Origin of the sequence: Rhodococcus yunnanensis NBRC 103083, assembly GCF_001895005.1 — a bacterium.
In the GTDB taxonomy this organism is placed as follows: Bacteria; Actinomycetota; Actinomycetes; order Mycobacteriales; family Mycobacteriaceae; genus Rhodococcoides; species Rhodococcoides yunnanense.
On the sequence record NZ_BCXH01000021.1, the window covers coordinates 63,161 to 78,622 of the forward strand.

12 protein-coding genes, 4 tRNA genes and 1 pseudogene are annotated in these 15,462 nt (G+C 62.3%); 7 read left to right on the forward strand and 10 right to left on the reverse strand.

What is annotated here, in order from left to right; translation table 11 throughout:
- Nucleotides 1-35: 35 nt before the first annotated feature.
- From RY1_RS25270 to RY1_RS25290, 5 genes are all read right to left on the reverse strand, one after another.
- Nucleotides 36-2,006: an LCP family protein gene (locus tag RY1_RS25270; protein ID WP_072806808.1), complete on the reverse strand. Its 1,971-nt coding sequence runs from the start codon at nt 2,004-2,006 to the stop codon at nt 36-38.
- Between the two features lie 114 nt (nt 2,007-2,120).
- Complete coding sequence (gene dusB / locus RY1_RS25275) at nt 2,121-3,260, reverse strand: tRNA dihydrouridine synthase DusB (RefSeq protein ID WP_072806809.1); 1,140 nt, start codon at nt 3,258-3,260, stop codon at nt 2,121-2,123.
- Nucleotides 3,261-3,353: 93 nt separating this feature from the next.
- A complete protein-coding gene (locus tag RY1_RS25280) occupies nt 3,354-4,310 on the reverse strand; it encodes an acyl-ACP desaturase (RefSeq protein WP_072806810.1) in 957 nt (318 codons plus the stop codon).
- A 363-nt stretch (nt 4,311-4,673) separates the two neighbouring features.
- A tRNA-Lys gene (locus RY1_RS25285) sits at nt 4,674-4,749 on the reverse strand.
- Nucleotides 4,750-4,802: 53 nt separating this feature from the next.
- Nucleotides 4,803-6,047 (reverse strand): lipase family protein, encoded by a 1,245-nt coding sequence (locus RY1_RS25290; RefSeq protein WP_072806811.1) that lies wholly within the window; start codon nt 6,045-6,047, stop codon nt 4,803-4,805.
- 801 nt (nt 6,048-6,848) lie between these two features.
- Here RY1_RS25290 and RY1_RS25295 point away from each other — a divergent pair.
- The 4 genes from RY1_RS25295 (at nt 6,849) to RY1_RS25310 (ending at nt 8,004) form a co-directional block, all read left to right on the forward strand.
- Nucleotides 6,849-7,517: a TetR family transcriptional regulator gene (locus tag RY1_RS25295; RefSeq protein WP_072806812.1), complete on the forward strand. Its 669-nt coding sequence runs from the start codon at nt 6,849-6,851 to the stop codon at nt 7,515-7,517.
- Nucleotides 7,518-7,596: 79 nt separating this feature from the next.
- Nucleotides 7,597-7,669 (forward strand) — tRNA-Glu (locus RY1_RS25300).
- Between the two features lie 118 nt (nt 7,670-7,787).
- Nucleotides 7,788-7,861: transfer RNA gene (locus RY1_RS25305), tRNA-Asp, on the forward strand.
- Nucleotides 7,862-7,927: 66 nt separating this feature from the next.
- Nucleotides 7,928-8,004, forward strand: a tRNA-Phe gene (locus RY1_RS25310).
- Between the two features lie 120 nt (nt 8,005-8,124).
- On the opposite strand, the gene RY1_RS25315 is transcribed toward RY1_RS25310, so the two are convergent.
- The 5 genes from RY1_RS25315 to RY1_RS25335 form a co-directional block, all read right to left on the reverse strand.
- A complete protein-coding gene (locus tag RY1_RS25315) occupies nt 8,125-9,180 on the reverse strand; it encodes a site-specific integrase (RefSeq protein ID WP_072806813.1) in 1,056 nt (351 codons plus the stop codon).
- A gap of 3 nt (nt 9,181-9,183) precedes the next feature.
- Complete coding sequence (locus RY1_RS25320; protein ID WP_245819947.1) at nt 9,184-9,447, reverse strand: helix-turn-helix transcriptional regulator; 264 nt, start codon at nt 9,445-9,447, stop codon at nt 9,184-9,186.
- Between the two features lie 137 nt (nt 9,448-9,584).
- Entirely contained in the window at nt 9,585-9,992 is a 408-nt protein-coding gene (locus RY1_RS25325; protein WP_072806814.1) for a hypothetical protein, read from the reverse strand.
- Between the two features lie 13 nt (nt 9,993-10,005).
- Nucleotides 10,006-11,304 carry an FtsK/SpoIIIE domain-containing protein gene (locus RY1_RS25330; RefSeq protein WP_072806815.1) on the reverse strand — a complete coding sequence of 433 codons (1,299 nt, stop codon included), beginning with the start codon at nt 11,302-11,304 and terminating at the stop codon, nt 10,006-10,008.
- A gap of 49 nt (nt 11,305-11,353) precedes the next feature.
- Nucleotides 11,354-11,740, reverse strand: coding sequence for a hypothetical protein (locus RY1_RS25335; protein ID WP_072806816.1), 387 nt, complete (start codon nt 11,738-11,740; stop codon nt 11,354-11,356).
- 677 nt (nt 11,741-12,417) lie between these two features.
- On the opposite strand from RY1_RS25335, the gene RY1_RS29475 reads away from it, so the two are divergent.
- The 3 genes and pseudogenes from RY1_RS29475 to RY1_RS25350 form a co-directional block, all read left to right on the forward strand.
- Nucleotides 12,418-13,005, forward strand: a complete 588-nt coding sequence (locus tag RY1_RS29475; RefSeq protein ID WP_084727839.1) for an MbcA/ParS/Xre antitoxin family protein — start codon at nt 12,418-12,420, stop codon at nt 13,003-13,005.
- The gene (locus RY1_RS25345; RefSeq protein WP_072806817.1) at nt 13,006-13,563 is read left to right on the forward strand and encodes an RES domain-containing protein; all 558 of its coding nucleotides are present in this window, start codon (nt 13,006-13,008) and stop codon (nt 13,561-13,563) included.
- A gap of 317 nt (nt 13,564-13,880) precedes the next feature.
- A pseudogene (locus RY1_RS25350) lies at nt 13,881-15,196 on the forward strand (IS1380 family transposase); the annotation flags it as partial.
- Between the last annotated feature and the right edge of the window lie 266 nt (nt 15,197-15,462).

The following is a 15,462-nucleotide window of genomic DNA, read 5'->3' on the forward strand; positions in this document are numbered from 1 at the left end:
GGCGCGAGGATGAACGGGGCATGAATGGATCGCGGTCAAGCGCAGGTATCGTCCGCTGCGTTGGTGAAGGCCAGGTCGGTGGGGAGTGCTGCGCCCTCGGTGCTGCCCTGAACCTGGGTCGCGTCGATCGGCTCCCCGAATGTCGTCGGCGCGTTCGTGTACCCGGGGTAGTCGGATCCGAGGACCACCTCGACCAAACTATCCAAGCCCTGGGACTGCTCGATGACGGCTCCAGGAATGGCCGACGCCACAGTCGCGGCTTCGGATTCCTGTCCCTCCGAGTAACGAACGACGGTCTGTGTCGCAGTTCCGACGAAGTTGCCGACGTTCACGATCTGGAACCCGTAGGTCGACAGTTCCTCGGACGCTGTCGCAGCCATGCCGGCGGTCTCGGACGCGTTGGAGACCTGGATCGACACCGTCGTCGGGTCGACGGCCAGCAACGGCGCAGTCTGTTGCGGAGGCGCCGGCGTCGTACTGGTCGTTTCCTCGCGTTCTTCACCGGGCAGCGGGTCGTCGTTGATGATGGCACTGAAGATCGCGGCGATGGCGTCGTCCATCGGGATTTCGTTGCCCCAGTCGTTGGTGCCCGCCGTCGGGAGGGTCAGGAACGTCACAGCGCCCGCGTCGACGTTCTGCAACGAGCGGCCGAGCGTCACCAGGTCCTGAGTCTTGACGTTCTCCACGAAGGTGTCGCTGGTGAAGGCATTGACGAAGCCGTTGAGCTTGCCGGGGTCGAGTAGGACTTTGTTCGACAACGCAGACCTGAGCAGGGAGGACAGGAATCGCTGCTGACGTTTGATGCGTCCGTAGTCGCCGTTGCCCTCGGAGTCCACGTGGCGTGCGCGAACGTAGTTCAGGGCCGTGCGGCCGTCGATACGTTGTTCGCCGGGCTGCGCGAGCACGGTCCCCAACTCGTAGTCGACGAGGGGCTGTGGAGTGCACACGTCGACGCCGCCGACCTCGTCGACCATCGACTCGAACCCCGCGAAGTCCATTCCGACGAAGTGTCCGATTTTCAGGCCCGATATCTTTTGGATCGTCTTCACCAGGCACTTCGGCCCGCCGAGCGCGTAGGTCGCGTTGAGCTTGTCGCCGTCGGCAGCCGGATACATCTCACCCGTGTACGTGTTGGTGTCGTTGTCGAACGCCTCGCATTCGGGCCTGGTGACATCAAGGTCGCGCGGGAAGGACACGGCGACGACGCGGCTGCGGTCGGCCGGAATGTTGACGAGCATGACTGTGTCCGAACGAGCACCTTCGGCGTCTTCGACAGTTCCTGCGCCGATTTCGCCGCTCGCGCCCGCTCGGGTGTCGGTGCCGACGATCAGGTAGGTCTCGTCGCCGTACTGGCCTGCCGCATCGACGACGTCGGTGGAATCGGGATCGAGCGCGGCGACCTGCGCGAATCCGCGGTCGGTGCTGCGCAGGTAACCCCACACCACACCGGTGAGTGCGACGGCCAGGATTGCGATGATGGAGACGAAGCCGCGCGCGACATTGCGGACCCGCTTGCGGCGGCGCACCTTGCTCATGGCAAGACGAGTGAGTGCGGGGCGGTCGTCGGCCGGGGCGCCGACGGCCTCGGGCTGCGCGGACACCGGAGGCGGGGTGTCGTCGGTGATCGGGTCGATCTTCTCGGTGGGGGCTTCGACATCCGGACCGGCGGCAGCGATGGGCGCGGGTGCAGGCGCCTCCGGCGCGCGTTTGTCGTCGTCGGCCATCTTGCCCACGAGCTCGGCCACGGAGACGGAGTCCGTCAGCTTCGGCGAGCGTTTTCCCAACCGGCTCAGCCTGCCACTGTCGCTCGGTGACCGTGGCTGCAACTCGTCGGGCTCGGACTGTCGCGGCGACTGCGGTGCAGCCGGAGGACGGGAAGAACTCGATCGAGGCGTGCTCGTAGACGGCGGTACATCGGAGGAGTGCTGTCGCACTCGGGAGATCGGGCGTTCCCATGGCGCCCGACCTTCGGGCGCAGGCGGGCCCGAATCTCGATCGTCACCCACGAATTCTTGGCCTTCCTGGCGGTGTCTTCACGCCGAGTCAGGCGATCCCAGCCATGATACTGAGGAAACGGTTCCGGTCCACTTCGGACGACCGGTCGAGGCCGTCCCCGCAGGTCAACCGCCGGAGTGCATCAGATCGGCGCCGACGGGAACGCGGTCGTCCTCCGGGTCGTCGAGCCATCCTTCGGGCAACGAGACCGCCCCCGGCGACCCCTGCCGTCCGCGCGGTCCCTCGGCGTCCTTCGGAAACGGAACCGACGGATCGAGACGTCCGAGCAGGTCGTCGAGCTCGGTCAAGGTTTTGACCAGTGCCATCGAGACCCGCAGGTCGGAACCTGCTGGGAAGCCGCGCAGGTACCACGCGACGTGCTTGCGCAGCTCACGAAGGCCCTTGTCCTCGCCATGGTGGTCGGCGAGCAGTTCGGCATGACGACGAATGATGGTTGCGACCTCGCCCAGTGACGGAGGGGTTGGCTCGGGGCGCCCCGCGAACCGTGCACTGAGCTCGGCGAACAACCACGGCCGTCCGAGGCAGCCTCGACCGACGACGACGCCGTCGCACCCCGTCTCGGCCATCATCCGCACTGCATCGGATGCCGAGAAGATGTCGCCGTTGCCGAGCACGGGCACGTCGGTCACGTGCTCCTTGAGGCGGGCGATCTCGTTCCAGTCGGCAGTGCCGGAGTATCGCTGCGATGCAGTTCGGGCGTGCAGCGCGACCGCGGCAGCACCCTCGGCCGCGGCGATGCGTCCGGCGTCGAGGTGCGTGTGATGTTCGGCGTCGATGCCGATACGAAACTTCACGGTGACGGGTACCGAGGTGCCCTCGGTTGCCTTGACGGCCGCAGCGACAATTCGTCGGAAGAGATTTCGCTTGTACGGCAGAGCAGCTCCGCCGCCCTTCTTGGTGACCTTCGGCACCGGGCAGCCGAAGTTCATGTCGATGTGATCGGCGAGGTTGTCGTCGACGATCATCTTGGCGGCGGCATACGTCGTGTCCGGGTCGACGGTGTAGAGCTGGAGCGAGCGAGGCGTTTCGGTAGGACCGAAGGTCGTCATGTGCATGGTCGCCGGTTGGCGCTCGACGAGCGCACGAGCGGTGACCATTTCGCAGACGTACAGGCCGGACGTGCTCCCGGCACGGGCGATCTCCTGCTCGCGGCACAGCGTGCGAAACGCGACGTTGGTCACGCCCGCCATGGGTGCCAGAACGACCGGACTGTGCAGTTCGAGCGAACCGATCCGCAGTGTCATCGAAAAGCCTCGTAATTTCTTGTGGTCGGTACTACAACGATCGAAGCCCGGCACCGACGTCGGTACCGGGCACGATCAGGATATGTCGACAGCTCAGGAAGCCTGACGCTCCGCCTTGGCAGCCTCGCGTGCGAGGGAGCGATCACGCATCTCCTCGAACTTGGTTGCCTGACGCTCCAGGTCCTCGAGGAACACGGCCAGTTCCTCGCGCCGGTTCTCGCCGCGGCCGGTGAAATCCTCGCGCTCGAAGATCCTCCACTTCCGCAGGACCGGCCAGACGACGTCTTCGAGGTGCTGACGCAGGTCGTAGATGCCGTGCTTGGCCATCAGAACACCGTTGCGACGGAAATTCGGCATGCCCGCACCGGGCATCTGGAAGTTCATGACGATGTCCGAGATGGCCTCGAGCGTCTGATCCGGGGCGATGTCGATCGCCGCACCGCAGATGTTGCGGTAGAAGATCATGTGCAGGTTCTCGTCGGCGGCGATGCGCTGGAGCATGCGGTCGGCGATCGGGTCGTCGCAGACCTTGCCGGTGTTGCGGTGCGACACACGCGTCGCGAGTTCCTGGAATGTCACGTACGACACCGAATGCAACAGACCGGTCGTCGAGCCTGCGGGTGATGCGAAACCGTTGGTCATGTGGATCATGCGCGCCTCTTCGAGGGCGACCGGATCTACGCCTCGGGTGACGACGAGGTAGTCGCGCATCACGATGCCGTGACGGTTCTCCTCGGCGGTCCACCGGCCGACCCATGTGCCCCAGGCGCCGTCCTGCGAGAAATTCTCCGCGATCTCGCGGTGATACGACGGCAGGTTGTCCTCGGTGAGCAGGTTGGTGATCATCGCTGCCCGCGCGACCTCGGAGAGCTGACTCTGCTCCGGGTCGTAATCCGTACCACCCAGCGCGGCGAAGTTGCGGCCGGAATCCCACGGGACGTAGTCGTGTGGGTGCCACTCCTTCGCCATGGACATGTGGCGGTTCACGTTGTCTTCCGCAACTGGAACCAGCTCTTGTAGCAGCTCCAGCTGTGTCAGATCCCTCGCCATTACATTGCCTCCATACATTGCGGATAACCGGACCCAGCTTACGGCACCGTAACTTGGCTGCGCACTCTCCTCGAGAGGCACGCCAGGCTCTGGTGATCAGCTGGTACTTCGGAGTATTTCCCCCGTGTCAGTTCGCTCCCCGTTGTCGAACCGTTACCGAGTGTACGACTGCGCCCTCGAAAAGTGGGTGCCCCATAGCTGCCGATCTGCTGTGCATTCGATCGCAGGCTTCCCGGGGAATGCGGCCGACACACCGCGTTGCGACATCTTCGACACACGATCGAGGCGAAACCGTCACCTGGGAAAAATCATTACAGGGTGTCCGATGCCGGGTGCGTGAATGGAACCCTCGAGACGACGACGTGGTGCCCCCAGTAGGACTCGAACCTACGACCTGCGGATTAAAAGTCCGTAGCTCTACCAACTGAGCTATAGGGGCGCGGATCGAAAGTGTAATGGTGCACATTCGGGGTGAGGGGAGGCACCCCCCAGCTATCTTCCGAAGCTGCTGCAGCCGTCGGGGGCGGGGACTCCTGCGAGCCGGTCGTCGATCCAGTCGTGGGAGGCGGGAAGACCCGACACCGCGACGATGACGTGTTCGCCGAGGTATTCCTCCAGCCGTACGTCGGCTCCGTGGGCGCACCACTCGTCGTACAACGTCTCGGCGCCCTGTCTCGGAATCCAGAACTCCTGCTGACCCTGATAGATGAACACCGGTGTCGTCGGGGCGAGGTCCCCGCCCATCCGGGTGTCGGCGATGATGGACTCCGCGATGGGCGAGCGGTCGACGTCGGGAATGTCCGAGAGTGCCTGAGTGGGAATCGGCGCCACCAGGCCCCCCGGTGCAAGTAGGTAGACGCACATGTCCTTAGCGATCTGGGCGAGTCTGAGGCCGTTCGCGTTCATGAGTTGGAACATTTCGGGATATTCGCGGGCAACGCCCATGGCGGCCGACAGGAACAGAGTGGACGACGCATTGCGACCGTTCATGGAGCCGAGCAGTATTCGATAGTCGATCGGGGCGCCGCCGAACGCGGTTCCGACGAGGTTGACTTCCGGCGCGTAAGTGGGGGCGAGTTGGGCGGCCCAGCCGGAGGCGATGGCGCCGCCGGAGTAACCCGTGATCGCGATCGGCGATTCTGCCGGTAGACCCAGCTGTGGGACCCCGACCATTGCTCGTAGTGCATCGAGGACGGCGTGTCCCGCCATGCGGCCGGCAGCGTATGCCTGCCTCGGGCCCTGATGATCGGTGACGACGACGGCATAGTTCTTCGCCAGAAATAGTTGTACCGCAACAATTTCCGGAGCGATTCCGCGCGGAAGCGTCCACGAGGGAGCGCACGTGTTGCCCAGCGAGTCGATCGCCATGTTGTAGGCAACCACCGGGCGAGTTCCATGGCCGGTCCACGGTGAGTTCGGAACTATCACGGTGGTGGCCGCAGCGACCGGCCGATTCTTGGAATCGGTGCTGCGATAGAGAATCTGGGTAGATGTCGTCGGTGTGAGGAGTGGGCCCACCTGTACCGAGCGGGTATTGAGAACACTTCCGGGAGGCAAGGATTCGTATCCGTCGGGCGGGTCGAACCATGGTTCGCCCAGGGGTGTCGCAGCCGCGAGAGCAGGGTCTTGGGCTGGAGTGATGAAATCGGTGACCGGGTCTGCGCCTGCCGTCCACGGTGCAGTCACGATCAGCGTGAGCGCGAGAAGTGTTCCTGCCGAACGAGTGAAGAGTGTCATGCTCTCACCTGGATTCGTAGTCGTGGTCGACCCGATGTGTTCTAGGCCACGTTAGAACTGTGGCGACGCGGATGTATGCAACGTGCTCACGTCGAGTTCGAAACGTTACGAGAGTGCAATGCGAGAATCCGTCGGCAGCAATGGCATAGCGAGCGCGATTCTCCAAGCGGCTCGAAAATCGTTGTAGTGCCGCGAGTTTGAACAGGTATTCAGTCGGACATGATCGGAGCGTCGGGATTCGACGAAAAGTGCTACCTCAGAGAATGATTCGCGGTTCAACTACATATGGATACCGCGTGATGGGATAACGGGAGGGCTATCCGAGGCTTCCACCTCGGATCCGGACCGAATTCGGGCGAACATCCGCTTTGCGTACCGGCAGATGCGGGCGAGTTCGTCGGTGGTGTCATGCGCGGCTCGGAAGGTCGCGAGATTGTGCCCGGGCGTGCGGGGGTGAGTACCCAGCCGTCGTATCGTGAGTACTCAGCCGTCGTATGTCGACGAGTACACCGTGCCGACTGTGATCGCCCGGTACTGTCAGTGGCGAACGATACGACATTCGGATGAAGGTCCCAGATAGCAGGCGACCCGAGTGCGCACCCCCTGCAGCGCACTCGAGCCGTGACGGAGCATACCACTCGGATTGTTTGTTGTGGCGCGTCGAATTGTCCGATTGCTGGTTTTCCCAGCTGTTTCCAAGTCGGAGGACGGTCATTTCGGGCCGAGGTGAAGTAGGCTCGAATAGCGGTATTGCCTGCAGATAGAAGCGGGTCGCGTGGGTTCGGAAGGCACGGAATAGCAATGGCACAACAAGAGCGCGCACGTAGGACCCGAGCAGCGATCGTGGAGGCCGCGGCGTCCGAGTTCGCTCGGCGTGGTTACGCGGCGGCATCGGTCAACACGATCCTCGAGGGCTCCAACGCCACCAAAGGAGCGATGTATTTTCACTTCCAGTCGAAGGAAGACCTGGCCAGGGCGGTGCTCACGTCGGCTCTGGACAAGTATGTCGCGATCACCGAACGCTGGAAGAACTCGACGCTGCATCCGTTCCATGTGATCCACGGCATCATCGACGACATCGCACGTGGGTTCCAGAACGACGTGATCATTCGGGCCGAGTTCCGTCTCATCGTCGAGCCCGAGTTCTACAGCGAAGTGCAGACCGGTGGCGGTCGGGTATGGGGAATGACGGGTCTCGGGCTCGCGCGGAGGGCTCAGGACATGGGCGACCTTCAGCCCGAGTTCGGCCCCGAGAAGTTCATTCGGGTGCTGGTCGCGTCGTTGGCTGGCCAGCGCTACATGGCCGACCTCGTATCGGACAGCAAAGATCTCCGATCGATGTTCGAAGAATCCCTCGAAGTGGTGCTGTTCGCGATGGCGACACCGAAGTGGCTCGATGCCTGGCGCGTCGAAGGATGGCCCTCCGAGTCCGTCGCGGCCGTAGAAAACGCCTCTGACCTGCCGGTTTGAGTTTTTCTCGAAAAGTGTCCTAAGCTATCCCAGCTCCCAACGGAACGCCGTTGAGGGTAACGTCGGAGCAGTTCGGCGGGCCCCCTTCGTCTAGCGGCCTAGGACGCCGCCCTTTCAAGGCGGTAGCGCGGGTTCGAATCCCGTAGGGGGTACGTAGGACAAGGTCGGAATTGACAAACCGACCTGCAGTACAGCAGTCTCTTGCAGGCCGCCGCGGTTCGAAGCAGGGTGATCACCTGCTAGGGTTTGTGTCGGTTGAAATACAAGCAAGGCCCTGTGGCGCAGTTGGTTAGCGCGCCGCCCTGTCACGGCGGAGGTCGCGGGTTCGAGTCCCGTCAGGGTCGCAAATTCGGTACGAAGGTGCCGGCTTGCGAGTGACATCGAGTTGAAATTTGATACCGGTGCCGCCCGGCCAGGTAGCTCAGTTGGTACGAGCGTCCGCCTGAAAAGCGGAAGGTCGCCGGTTCGATCCCGGCCCTGGCCACCACATCTTTGCCCAGTACAAAGGGCCACCGGCCCGGTTTCAGCTATCTGGTCAATCACGGTTCTACTTCTCGGTGGGCCAAAAGTGGGCCAACCGCCTGTTCTACACGGCTACTGTGGCCCTCTAGAGCGAATCCAGAGCCTCGGCCACGGCGTCCAGTTCCCCGTCGTACAGATCCGCGTACGTATGTGCTGTCACTGTGATCGACGCGTGGCCCATCGTCTTCTGCAGCAGTCGTAGATCGGCACCAGCAGAGCGAGCAAGACTGGCGTAGGTATGGCGCAGATCGTGGATTCGAAGTGTCGGTCGACCGATTTCGACAGTTTGAGCCCGCCACGACACGGTTCGAACCCAATTTTCCCGTCCCAGCCGGAAGCCTTTCGGAGACGCTATTGCCGGTTGCGTTCGCGGACGTCCACCGATTCGTGCCTCCAAGATCGGGTCGAGTTTGCGGGGGATCGGGATCGATCTCTTGCCTGCTTTGGACTTGGGAGCACCAACAACCAGCTTGCCACCCACCTGAGTGATCGATCGCCGGACTCGAATCCTCCGAGCGACAAGGTCGACATCCTCAACGTTGAGGCCCATCAGCTCGCCGAAGCGCATACCGGTGTAGGCCAGGATCGTCACGACATCACCCTGAGCTCCACACAGCCCTGCCAAAGCGTCTACTTCGGTGGGAGTGAGGTACACATGTTGCTGGTCGACGAGTGGTGGGAAGATCGTCTTTGCTGCGGGATTCTTGGCGATCCATCCCTCGCTGACCGCGTGATCGAGAACCATCTTGAGGACGCTGTGTCGCCACCTCTGAGTGCGAGGACCAACGTCGGTCATGGCGTTCACGAAGTCTTGGATGCTGCCTCGATCCAACTTGCTGACCGGCCAGCTGGCGAATGTCGACACCGAAAGTCGCCAACAGTCCTCGTAACCGCGTCGCACCTTCGGAGTCAGATCCTGCCGCGTCGCAAACCATGAGGTGTAGGCGTGGGCCAATGTGATCGAGTTTCCGCGTCGAGGGTCGAAGTAGACGCCCTTGCTGTGAGCGGTGAGCTGCTCAGCCTGAAACAGCCGCGCCTCACGCTCAGTCTGGAACGTTCGACGTCGCTTCACTCGGCCTGGCAACCTCCACTCGACAACCCATCTTGTGCCGTTGGTCGTCTGCTTCTTCGTGATGGACACGCGCTACCCCGTCACACGGCGCGAGTTCAAGAAGTCGGATACGTCCGACAGCAACCAACGCCTCCGTCTCGGGCCGAGCCTGACGTGAACCGGGCCGTCGCTGGGAAGAGACGGGTACGCCTCTCTCCGCACTGCAAGGTCATGCAGCGTGCTGACCGGTATCGACGTCATGTGGCTAACTTCCTGCGCAGTCAGCAACGGGTTGTCGGTCCAGTCACCGTTGGGGCGCGGTCCTCCGGCCGACACCGAATCTGCGGTGGTTTTCATTTCGCACTCCTTCTCTTGTGGGCGTTTCGACAGTTCGAGCAGATGACTGGAACTGGTGGAGCTGGTGGGTGAACCGAACCCAGTGGTGTCCCGCATCGGCCGCATTTGATCTTGACGCGAACCTCGCTCCCCATCGACTAACCCGATGGGCACTGAGCGGTTGTCGGGAACTCGCCGTTGTAGATCAGCATCAGAGCCATAGGGCCGCCGTCCAAGTCCCGGATTCCACGAGCGTTGCCCTGGTTGAACCAGCAGTAACCGCGCTCCCAGAATGTTCCCGTCGGACGAGGTAGAGCTGTTGTAGCCCCTGTCTGGGCTTCGATATCGGATGGTGCAGTCGCGAAGAACGGCATAGACGCGCTTTGACTCGCGTCACGGTGGCCGCCGCATGCTGTCAGCACCAGTACCGCGAAGAACGCCACTGCAGCCAGCGCGAGCGCGGTCCGGCGTGCCTTCGCCCGAGCTTGCTCCGCTGCACGAGCTGCGTCGATGCGGATGGTAACGGGCCAACGACCACGCTCGAATACGTTCTCTCCTTGGTGCATTCGCTGAACCTCCCTAGTTCGAAGTAGATATGAGCTGTGGATCGCGAGACTTCTTCGATACGATCGAGGCACTCGCATGTTCCTCGGACATGAACGAGCATCGGACCCGAGCGAAGCCGTTCGCGCCGAGGTCGGTGACGCAAACCCCCCGATCGGTTGGCAGCCGCAGCTCCCACGGCACAGTCCGCGAAGACCTGATCGAATCACCCAGAGCTGCCACGCCTGCATCGTCGGTCGACACGGCGAAACACATTCGGAAACCACAGTTTTCGCGGATTGCACTGGGGATGGAGTCGGTGGTTGGCTTTTGGGTGACAAGCACCGTCAGGTGACCGACGGATCGACCTCGCCGAATGAGATCTGTGACCATTGCGATGATCACTTCGCGGGACTTCTTCTCTGCAGCTCTGGTCGACATCTTCTGGTCGAACAAGAACTGGCACTCGTCGATGAAAGTGACGACCAATGGAAAAGCCTCTGTCGGTGTCGAACCCGCACCCCAAACGTTGGATCTACCCACTCGCTCGCGAATAGTTTGGAGCCGATGCAACATGATCGAGTGAACGTGCTCGATCGACAATCGGATGTCTTCCAAATTCGACTCCTGTGAATCGAATCTGAATGCCCTGTCGCGCAGCCAGTCCCATTCGCTGCCGCCCTTGCCGTCGACTACAGCAAGCTCGACCGACGACGATGCACAGAGTGTTGCCATGATGGCTTGCAGGGAGCCCGACTTTCCGGAGCCTGGGGCACCGGCGATCAACCAGCCGCTACGCTCGCGAAGGTCGAATAGCGCATGTCCGGTATCAGTGACCCCGATTGGCAACATGAAGTCTTCCATCCGATCAGGTGTAACGACCTCGCGGTGAACACCCAACGGATCAGTGGGACTGAGAATCTCGATCCCTACGTGAACAGGGTCGATCGCAACAATCCGAACACCGCGCGGAGCGGCGAGCATGACTGCCAATTCACTTGCCTTACGGGCGTAGCTATCGTGCGTCTGGCCCCGTACGAGGCTGACGATTGCGATCGCACCGCCGGAGGGGGTGGAGAACGCGTCTGAGGGAGTGGGGCAATCGATCACCCCATCCCGAGGATCGAGATGCACCAGCCCGACGCGATTCCAAAAATCGATCCACTCGCCGGACGAGCGAGACGCTTGTAGCAGCGGCTGCAGAAGCATTTCCTGCTCTGGGCGCAACCGGTCACGAATCCGGTGCTCAGCGTCATCGATGGTCGAGTCGATTCCATCGGCCATGCGGACGTAAACCACGGTGGCAACTAAAAGTGCCACCCAGAACGCGAGCATCACCGCTCGACTCGATCGATCTTGCGCACAGTTGGTCCTGAAAGGGCCATCACGCTGCCGCTCCAGTCTTTTTCGGTGCAGCGGTTCCGTCGAGAGGCTCTACGCCCTGCACCTCGTACCAGAATCCGCCGCGCGCACCTCCCTTGCCAGCCGTAGCCCACGGATGAATGACCAACGCGTCCCCGACGAGCCGAATCGGTGCGAAGTCTGGCAAGGCAGGAGTTGCGTGGTCCCAAACAGTGAACTTCATCAGCTTCTTGCCCTCAGGGGTGCTAGCGATGGCCTTGATTTCCCATCCTGGTAGCCCCTCCCTGTTGACCTTGGGAACTGCGTCCTGGCCCATTCCATCCAACTTCTGCGCAGTCTCGATGTGAATCAGGGTCCAGCCCGCCGGCCAGCGTGCCGGAAACGTGTCGAGCTCACCGATGGTTGCCATGAATTTTCTCCTCTGGTTCGACTTGATTCATTGCGATCTACGGAGGTCAAGGCGCTTTGCCCACAGTCGTCGAAAACCACTACTGCAGACTGGGTTTAGTCGTCTGCGACCTTGCATCCAAGGCCCTGCGAGCCTCCTGGTCCAACGGGACTAGCTCGTTGGCCCTCCGCAACCGTAGAGCACAAATATAGATGCTGGCAAGACCAAATATGTTGTGCAGCAACGGATAATGGTGACTCCCCGGCGGAATGGCCACGGGCATCCCACCCTGCTTGCAGGAGTGCCCAGCCGCGGTTGCCCCTCCGTGTAGCCGCGGTGGTTTCCAGTCGTCGGTCCCTGTAGGTTCCCACAGGTCACCCCCCATGGATTCCCCACGTCGCGCCCGGTGGGTTCCCGCACGTCACCCCCGTGATTTCCCCACGTTGTCCCCGGTGGGTTACCCGCACGAATTCCGCGTCCACCTCACCGACCACAACACCCTCCGCCCCCGAGCACTGGCGAATACGCGGCGCGCTGATCGACAGTCGCCAGGACGGTTGCGATGTCCGGTTCCCCAGGTTCCGGCGGTGTCTACGTTGCGGCCGGTTCGATCGGAGTGTGGACACCCTCCATGTCGCGCACGCTCTGCTCACGCGTCGTGTGCCAATGTTGCCCAACGAAAAGATTGGGTAAGATAGATGAATGAACACACCGACACCTCGCGGAGGGCGGGCTACACCGTGACTTCTCGCATCGATCAGACGGGCAGTGACGACGTCGTTACGGGCAAGCCCCCGGTCAGCGGGGCGATCCGAAGCAAGCCTGATGGAGAAACCAAGAAGCGGGTCAAGACCGAGGCCAAGAAGGCGAAGCGTGTCGTTCGGTCGCCTACGAAAGCTGGGTCACGCAGACACACGCCCACTCACTCTCGACAGGGCCTGAAGACTCCTGCGGACGACCCGTTGTCGGTCGATCGTGTGACCTATCTTCTGACCGTATTCACCAGCAAACGACTGGCAGGGTGGCTCGGGGTAAGCCCGTCTCAGACCTCCCGTTGGTCACAAGGGTATGAGCGTCCAGGTCCCGCTGTGGCTCCGGCGCTGATAGACCTCGAGCATGTGTACGCACGAGCTCGGCTTGTGTGGGGGGAAGAAGCTGCTGGGATCTGGTTGGACAGCCCGAACTCATTTCTCGACGGGGCTCGACCGTTGGACGTGCTGTACATCGACGGCCCCGGTCGGGTTCTGGAAAGCCTGGACGCTGAGATATGGGGCGGGGCAGCCTGAGTGCTCGTCCGCCGCATCTTTCCGTACCTCGCATCAGCCAAGGCCGGACAGCCGGGGCATCCTGAGTACGAACACCATCCTCAACGAGGTGGCCGTGTCGATCACCCCGACTACTACACCTGGTACGTCGCACGACAGCCCGAAGCGGCGTGCGGTGAGTCGTTCGGAAACCTCGCACGGTGGGTCGACTCGATGTTCGACTTCCCGATGATTCCGGGTGCACGCCGCGTCCTGGGAACGTACGAGCTTCCGAACGACCTACGGATCTGCGACCTGGACGACCCCCAACGCTTGATCGAACAGAACCTGCGCCCCACCCAAGTGGTGGCGAGAAATCTTTCTGTCACCTCGACGTGGGGCCATCAGATCTGGTCGCAAACGACACCGGCTATCGCCGGTAGGCAGTGGCAAGCGGTGCAGTGGTATTCTTTTCATCGCCCCGCCTGGACGGTGATCGCGAGCTGGCATCGGCCTCGATTCGTGCGCCAGGAGGTCCTCGCTCTCGATCATCCTGCGATTATGGAGGCCGCGTCGGCGCTGTATCGGCCGCTTCCGTAGCTGACCTGCATTTCGGCGACGATCAGGCGGCCGTGCCGTCAGCTGTTCCACCGTGGATGGCTCGCCGCGCAATCTCCGCGTAGGGTTTTTACGAAATACTGGAGGTCTCGAAGCCTGAATGCACCGATTCAGCGACGGTCGGCCGCACGCTGTAAACACGAAATGCCCTGCCGTAGTGAGAGAATTGTTCTTGTCTAAGGAACATTTCAACCACAACGAAGGGCATCTGGCAGATGTAACTATCCCATACCCGACCCGTCGCTGCCGCATCCTTCGACGACCCCATTCTGGTATCCGCGGCCGGATTGGTGCCGGTGATGGCGTTGGCGCAGCGATCAGGCCTGCTCACGCTCTCCGACGACCATCTGTCGGTTCCGGGCGACACGGGATCCAACGCAGGCCGCGAGATCGGATCCCTGGTCGCGGGTGTGGACAGTATCTCCGACATGGCGATCCTGCGGCACGGTGCGATGCACATTCTGTTTCGAGCGGTTTTACGCACCCTCGACCCTGGGATCGTTTCTGCGGCAGTTCCGGTTCGGTCGCGTCCGCCAGCTCGATGCCGTCGCCTCCCGGCTACTGCTGGCACTGACAGATCGCACACCCGCTGCTGGCGGGGATCGACACCAGCCGAGTGATGGTCGACATCGACGATTCCATCATCGAAGTCCACGGCCACAGCAAACAAGGATCCGGCTACGGTTACTCCGGCGTCCGAGGCCTGAACTCGGTGATCACCACCGTCACCACCAGCACGACCGGGCCGGCCATCACCGCCCAACGCCTCCGCGAAGGTGCCTGCGGATCCTCCCGTGGTGCCGCACGCATGATCGCCGACACTCTCACCACCGTCGACCGACTCCGCGACGCAGTCTCGAAAACCGACATAGACACCGTCACCGTGGACGCATCACCGAAGCCGTTGGTGCGGGCAGATTCGGCGTTCTTCGGATACCCCAGCATCGGTGCCGCGCTGCGCGGCGGCGCGGACGTCCCGATCACCACCAGCCTGAACTCGGTGACCAAGACCGCGATCAGCTCGATCGCGGACGACGCCTGGACGCCGATCCGATACACCAACGCCCTCTACGACCACGACACCGAGCAATGGATCTCGGTGGCCGAAGTCGCCGAAATCCCGTTCACCGCGTTCGCGTCCGAGAAGAAGGCCACCACGTCCCCGGCCGGCTGGTCGTGCGCCGCATCCCGGACCTACGACCGAAGAAAGACCAAGGCCAGGGCCAGTTGTTCGACGTCTGGCGCTTCCACGCCTTCTCAACCACCACCGACCCCGGCGTCCTCGACACCGTGACCGCCGATCGAATCCACCGCCGCCACGCGATCATCGAACAAGTCCACGCCGACCTGAAGAACTCCGCCCTCGCACACCTGCCCTCCGGGCATTTCTGCGCCAACGCAGCTCGGCTGGTTTGTGCGGTCATGGCCTTTCAACATCACCCGCGCCGCCGAGACACTCACCAGCGAGCCGACACTCGCGAAGGCCACGACCGGAACCATCCGGCGGACTCTAATCTCGGTCCCGACGCGGATCGCCTACTCCGCGCGAAAACTCACCGTGCACCTACCACAGAAGTGGCCATGGGAGAGAGCCTGGATCACACTGTTCGACAACATGTTCAGACGAAACGCTTACATCGCGACCTTACACCGCGATCCCCGCCCGCCCACAATGCGAAAGACCCAGTGGAACAACCCGATATCCCGCTCGGGCACTCAACCACGCCCACACCTGCGCTGGGACCACACAATTCACCGCCACCGACTCAACCCATCGGTGCATTCAGGCTTAAGCGGCCGAGACCTACCGATCGCCTTGATGCTCTGCAACCATTTCAGTTAGAGCGAGGTCACGAACGCTTTCAATGCCGAGAGCAGTGC

Excerpts from the sequence above, each read along its gene's own strand:
- RY1_RS25325 (WP_072806814.1), bottom strand. The coding sequence starts at position 9,992 with ATGCACCAAGGAGAGAACGTATTCGAGCGTGGTCGTTGGCCCGTTACC.
- RY1_RS25335 (WP_072806816.1), bottom strand. The coding sequence starts at position 11,740 with ATGGCAACCATCGGTGAGCTCGACACGTTTCCGGCACGCTGGCCGGCG.
- RY1_RS29475 (WP_084727839.1), top strand. The coding sequence starts at position 12,418 with ATGAATGAACACACCGACACCTCGCGGAGGGCGGGCTACACCGTGACT.
- RY1_RS25295 (WP_072806812.1), top strand. The coding sequence starts at position 6,849 with ATGGCACAACAAGAGCGCGCACGTAGGACCCGAGCAGCGATCGTGGAG.
- dusB (WP_072806809.1), bottom strand. The coding sequence starts at position 3,260 with ATGACACTGCGGATCGGTTCGCTCGAACTGCACAGTCCGGTCGTTCTG.
- RY1_RS25290 (WP_072806811.1), bottom strand. The coding sequence starts at position 6,047 with ATGACACTCTTCACTCGTTCGGCAGGAACACTTCTCGCGCTCACGCTG.
- RY1_RS25280 (WP_072806810.1), bottom strand. The coding sequence starts at position 4,310 with ATGGCGAGGGATCTGACACAGCTGGAGCTGCTACAAGAGCTGGTTCCA.
- RY1_RS25320 (WP_245819947.1), bottom strand. The coding sequence starts at position 9,447 with ATGAAAACCACCGCAGATTCGGTGTCGGCCGGAGGACCGCGCCCCAAC.
- RY1_RS25330 (WP_072806815.1), bottom strand. The coding sequence starts at position 11,304 with ATGCTCGCGTTCTGGGTGGCACTTTTAGTTGCCACCGTGGTTTACGTC.